The 5,432-nt window shown below is 56.1% G+C and carries 7 protein-coding genes; all 7 read left to right on the top strand.

The features are described from left to right. The first annotated feature begins 254 nt into the window (after positions 1-254). The 7 genes from ALO64_RS15260 to ALO64_RS15230 are packed head-to-tail and all read left to right on the top strand — an operon-like array spanning position 255 to position 5,395. A complete protein-coding gene (locus ALO64_RS15260) occupies positions 255-1,142 on the top strand; it encodes a PhzF family phenazine biosynthesis protein (protein WP_044345503.1) in 888 nt (295 codons plus the stop codon). Positions 1,143-1,198: 56 nt separating this feature from the next. Continuing rightward, entirely contained in the window at positions 1,199-1,672 is a 474-nt protein-coding gene (locus tag ALO64_RS15255; RefSeq protein ID WP_044345505.1) for a YbaK/EbsC family protein, read from the top strand. Continuing rightward, the gene (locus ALO64_RS15250; protein WP_044345507.1) at positions 1,669-2,385 is read left to right on the top strand and encodes an NAD(P)H-dependent oxidoreductase; all 717 of its coding nucleotides are present in this window, start codon (positions 1,669-1,671) and stop codon (positions 2,383-2,385) included. The genes ALO64_RS15255 and ALO64_RS15250 overlap by 4 nt, the downstream gene beginning before the upstream one ends. Further along, a complete protein-coding gene (locus tag ALO64_RS15245; protein WP_082303501.1) occupies positions 2,382-3,383 on the top strand; it encodes a DMT family transporter in 1,002 nt (333 codons plus the stop codon). The genes ALO64_RS15250 and ALO64_RS15245 overlap by 4 nt, the downstream gene beginning before the upstream one ends. Positions 3,384-3,441: 58 nt before the next feature. After that, positions 3,442-4,164: a glutamine amidotransferase gene (locus ALO64_RS15240; RefSeq protein WP_044345508.1), complete on the top strand. Its 723-nt coding sequence runs from the start codon at positions 3,442-3,444 to the stop codon at positions 4,162-4,164. A gap of 27 nt (positions 4,165-4,191) precedes the next feature. Then, positions 4,192-4,890 (top strand): aspartate/glutamate racemase family protein, encoded by a 699-nt coding sequence (locus ALO64_RS15235; RefSeq protein WP_044345510.1) that lies wholly within the window; start codon positions 4,192-4,194, stop codon positions 4,888-4,890. Positions 4,891-4,948: 58 nt separating this feature from the next. Then, positions 4,949-5,395 carry a RidA family protein gene (locus ALO64_RS15230; protein WP_044345512.1) on the top strand — a complete coding sequence of 149 codons (447 nt, stop codon included), beginning with the start codon at positions 4,949-4,951 and terminating at the stop codon, positions 5,393-5,395. Positions 5,396-5,432 lie beyond the last annotated feature (37 nt).

Here is a 5,432-nt window from a genome sequence, read left to right as displayed (position 1 = left end):
TGTCTACACCCTCTTAGAACCCGAAGTCCTGTTTCCAGGCAGCCTCGAGGAAGTCTTCGCCATTGGGCCACAAAGCGACCGAGGCAAGTGAAGGCCATCGAACATTCGAGATGCGCGAGGAGTAAACCGCATTAAAGGAGCGCGCCAAAAGTGTGTCGTGACACTTTATAAGTTTACATAAAGCATATCGACTTCTATGATATATCGACTTCTATGATGAAAGCCTATTTCTTTCACTCAATGGAAGTGCCTCTATGCCGACCGATTTCGTTCAAGTTGACGCCTTCACGCATCGTCCTCTTTACGGCAATCCTGCTGCGGTAGTGTTCGACGCCGATGACATTCCGGCCGAGACCATGCAGAAGATCGCGCGCGAGATGAACCTGTCGGAGACTGTGTTCATCCTCAAGCCGACCACGCCGGACGCTGACTATCGCGCCCGCATCTTTACCCCTATGAGCGAGTTGCCGTTCGCCGGACATCCGACGGTCGCCGCTGCGCACTCTGTTCTGGCCCGATACCCCGACAAGGCTGACGCCACGTTGCTCCGGCAGGAATGCGGCATCGGCATCGTGCCGGTGGAAGTCCTCCCCTCGCCCAGTGGAAAGCTCTTGCGCATGACCCAGGCCGAGCCAGATTATCGCGATGCAGGCCTCACACGGGCCACCGTGGCAAAGATGCTCGGTTGCACCGAGAGCGACCTGGCCGAGACGCCTTTCGAGGTGGTTTCCACAGGCGTACCGTGGTTGATCGTCCAACTCGCACGCTTCGAAACGATTTCTGCTCTGGACCCTGACTTCGGACTCATCGCGCGCGAATGCAAGACGCTGCGCGCAGCAGGTCTGACGGTTTTTGTCGAGCGTGGCGATGGCGGCCCGGTGCGTATCCGCGTGCGAACTTTCGCGCCGGGTGAAGGTGTACCGGAGGATCCCGTATGTGGCTCTGGCAATGGCTCGGTGGCGGCCTATATCGCACGCCATAAGCACCCTGAAGCTGCCACCGGCAGCTACCTCGCAGAGCAAGGCATCGAAATCGGCCGTGATGGTGAGATCCACGCTTCCTGGGAGCGGGATGGCCATGCGCTGCGTATTCGCGTTGGTGGCGAAGCGGCAGTTGCCGCCAGCGGACAACTGTTTGTGTGACTTGCGTGACGCGGCGGGCTCTGACCTGGTGAGCCCGCCGCAAAGAGGAATCGTGAATGAGCTTGCAGTCAGTCAGAGCTTTCTTTGCTCAGAACGCCGCCGATGTTGAAGTTTTCGAACTGGCCGACAGCACGGCGACGGTATCGCTCGCCGCGCAAGCACTCGGCGTGGTGGATGGCCAGATCGCCAAGACACTATCGCTGCGTGTGGGCGAGGAAGTCATCGTGCTGGTCACACGCGGCGATGCGCGCCTGGACAACCGCAAATACAAGCAACAGTTCGGCGTCAAGGCACGAATGCTGGACGCCGTCGACGTGGAACGAGAGACCGGTCACCCGGTTGGGGGCGTTTGCCCATTCGGACTGATCCGTCCACTTCAAGTGTTCTGCGATGTCTCGCTCAGGGCATTCGCCGAGGTGTTCCCTGCCGGCGGCGCACCCAATGCAGCAGTACGCATCGAGCCGCAGCGCATGGCCAGCCTGGTCGGCGCACGGTGGGTTGACGTCACTCAAGAGCCGACGTCCCCATGAACATACTGATTGTCCACGCGCACCCGGAACCGCGGTCCTTCAGTGCCGCGTTGAAGGATACTGCAGTCGAGGTGTTCGGCCAGCAGGGGCATGTCGTCCAGGTCTCCGATCTGCATGCGATGCAGTTCAACCCGGTCGCATCGACAGCGGACTTCACGAGTCGGGCCAACCCCGACTATTGCGTGTACGCGCTGGAGCAACGCCACGCCGTTTCGACGGGTACCCTACGAAAGGATATTCAGGAGGAGCTGGAGAAGCTCCGCTGGTGCGACCTGCTTGTTCTGAATTTTCCGATCTTCTGGTATGGGCCGCCCGCCATCCTGAAGGGATGGATCGATCGCGTCTTCGTCTCGGGCGTGACCTATGGCGGCAAACGCTTCTACGATCGTGGCGGACTGGTCGGCAAACGTGCCCTGGTGAGCGTGACCCTGGGTGGGCAGCAGCACATGTTCGGCCCGCGCGGGATTCACGGCCCGCTGGAAGACATGCTCAAGCCGTTGCTGCAGGGCACGCTCGGCTATACGGGGTTTTCCGTGCATCATCCATTTATAGGATGGCATATCCCTTACCTGGACGATTCGCAGCGCGCCACGGTATTGCAGGACTGGCGAACTCGGCTGATGAATCTTCACGCTGAGCAGGATTGGTGTCCGCAACCCACGTTGAATGACTTCGATGACCGCCTTTATCCAAGGGAGGGCAGCGTGTCATGACGTGCGCTAACGAAAGGAATGACCACATCCGGTCACCCGTCGTTGATTGGCTGGGATTGCTGCTACTGGTGCCTCCCCCATTGTTCTGGGCCGGGAATTTCCTGATCGGCCGCCTGGTCCGTGGGACCGTGCCCCCCATGTCGCTGCTGTTCTGGCGATGGGTGATCGCGCTGGTCCTTCTACTTCCGTTTGCCTGGAAACCCATGCGGCGTGATCTGCCACGATATTGGCAATATCGCTGGCGCATCCTGAGCGTTTCCCTGGCAGGCGTGGTGGCGTTCAATTCCTTCGTCTACATCGGACTGCAATCCACGACCGCTTCCAATGCATTGTTGCTGAATTCTTTGATACCCATCCTGATCGTATTATTGTCCGCGATATTTTATCGACAGCGCTTGTATGCAGTGCAGATTATTGGCCTTTTGCTGTCATTCGCCGGGGTGCTTGTCATCATCAGTCACGGCGAGATCTCGCGGATTGTTTCGCTGTCGCTTTCCCACGGTGATCTGATCGTCTTCGGCGCCATGATCGCCTGGGCCTTCTATACGCTCTGGCTCAGGGGATTCCCACCAGACATCGACCGTATCGGCTTGATGGCGGTGCAAATTGTCGTTAGACTGGTCGTGCTCATGCCCCTGCACCAATGGGAAAGGTTGTCAGGTCTCGTTCCGACATGGAACGGAACGTCATTTGCTGCACTGGCTTACCTGGGAATTTTCCCCTCTGTTGCAGCTTACCTGCTCTATAACATTGGAGTGGCACGTGTGGGCGCGTCCCGTGCAGGGTTTTCGGTTCACCTCATTCCAGTCTTCGGCGTCATTCTCGCCGTTATCTTCCTCAATGAACACATTCATCCATACCACGCATTGGGGATTGCAATTATTGCGACGGGAATCGTCTTAGCTATGCGAAGTGGCAATGCTCCTCGTTCGAAATCCAGAAATGCAGAAAGCAATGGCGCACTTCGCTCAAGCAACTTTAAAACCGGGCAAGGATGAGTATCAGTAATGCTGAAAACATACTCGCTCCCCAGCTCTTTGATTCAAGGTGTCAAGTATGTCTGCTCTGCTCATTATTCAAGTCGGTACACCTTCTGAGGAAATCCGATCGCGTTTCGGTGACATTCCTGCATGGTTCTGCGACGCACTCAGCCTGCCCATCGATGCAGTGGACGTCGTAAGAGTTTTCGAAGGGCAACGATTGCCAGCGCCTGATGCAAATCGTGTTGCCATCATCACCGGATCGTGGTCGATGGTCACAGACAGGCTCCCCTGGAGTGAGCAGACCGCTCAATGGATCAGAGAAGCGATGGCAATTGGCATGCCCCTCTTTGGTGTTTGTTATGGGCATCAGCTTATGGCTCACGCACTGGGCGGGCGTGTCGACTTTCATCCGCAGGGCCGAGAAGTAGGCTGCCAGACCATAAGTCTACTACCCGCTGCAGAGAGCGATCCTTTGCTCAAGGACTGGCCTTTACAGTTTACAGCGCACCTGACGCATGAGCAGACAATCGCTGAGCTGCCCCCAGAGGCCAAGGTCCTCGCTTTCTCAGAGCATGATCCGCATCAGGTCGTCCGCTACGGACCCAGGGCAATGTCTACGCAATTTCATCCCGAATTCACCCCTGATATCTCAGCGGCTTGCCTTCACCGTCGAGCGGAAACGCTTCGTAGCGAGGGAAGAAACCTCGACTTGCTTCTGTCGGCTTTAGACGAAACGCCAGAAGCGACAAGATTACTCAGGAAATTCGTCGAAACATATTCAGTGAATCTTGCGTGACGCTTTTGTTTACAGGAAGAAAAGATAATGAGCATGCGTAAAATCGGCCTCATTGGCGGAATGAGCTTTGAAGGATCAGCCGTCTACTATCGAAAGATCAACGAGGAAATCAATCAACGCCTTGGCGGGCTGCACTCAGCCGAAATACTTCTTCACTCCGTCGATTTCCAGACGATTGTAGACATGCAAAAGTCCGGACGGTGGGAGGATGCGGGCAACAGGCTGGCTGAGGTAGCCCGCAGCCTGGAGGGAGCAGGGGCTGACTGCGTCATGATCTGCGCCGTCACCATGCATCTGGTCGCCGACGCCGTTTCGTCAGCAACGAGCTTGCCCTTCATTCATATCGTCGATGAAGCGGCTGCCCGTCTCAAATCTCATGGACGCTCGAAGCCGCTGCTGCTCGCTACCCGCTACACGATGGAGAGCGATTTTTATCCCGGGCGGATGAAGGGTCACGGCATCGACGTGATTGTCCCGGATGCAGAAGGGCGCGCACTCGTCCACGACATCATTTTCAGTGAACTTAGTCTCGGAAAGATCGTTGATCGGTCGCGTGATGCTTTGATTTCGCTGATCGACAAGGCGAAGGCCGAAGGAGCGGACTCGGTGATTTTTGGCTGCACCGAAATTTGTCTGATCCTTGATACCGATAAGCTTCCTTTGCCAGGATTCGACTCGACCGTCATTCATGCAGAAGCAGCAGTTGATTTCGCATTGAAGCGCTGATCAAACCAGACGGCGAGCACCCTTCAATCCCATATCGTTACCACGTAAGAGGAAAGCAATGAATACTAAGGCCATTATCCTTTCAGGCATTCTTGCCTTCGCTTGCATAACGCCAGCGATTGCTCAAGTCGAATTCCTGAATTCCGGCAAGGTCGTCAAAGGGGATCTGCCATTCTCGGAAGCTGTCAAGAAAGGTCAGGCTTTGTATCTCTCAGGGCAAGTTGGATTGGATCCCGCGTCACAAAAGCTCGTCGCCGGTGGTATAGGTAGCGAGACCCGACAGACGATGGAGAACATTAAAGCTGTACTTACGGCGCATGGATACGCACTCACTGACGTTATCAAGTGCACCGTGTTTCTCGTCGACATGGCGGATTTTCCTGAATTCAACGGTGTCTATGCGCGCTTCTTCCAGAAGGGGAGTTACCCCACGAGAAGCACAGTTGCAGTAAGTGGCCTGGCAATGGGCGCTAAAGTTGAGGTCGAATGTATGGCTTCCAAGTAAGGGTGGGTCAAACGAAGCGTTGAACCGCCCCGGGTTT

This window comes from Pseudomonas meliae, from assembly GCF_001400515.1.
Taxonomy (GTDB): Bacteria; Pseudomonadota; Gammaproteobacteria; order Pseudomonadales; family Pseudomonadaceae; genus Aquipseudomonas; species Aquipseudomonas amygdali.
Note: the sequence above shows the minus strand (reverse complement) of the source record. Positions and strands in the feature narration are given on the sequence as shown.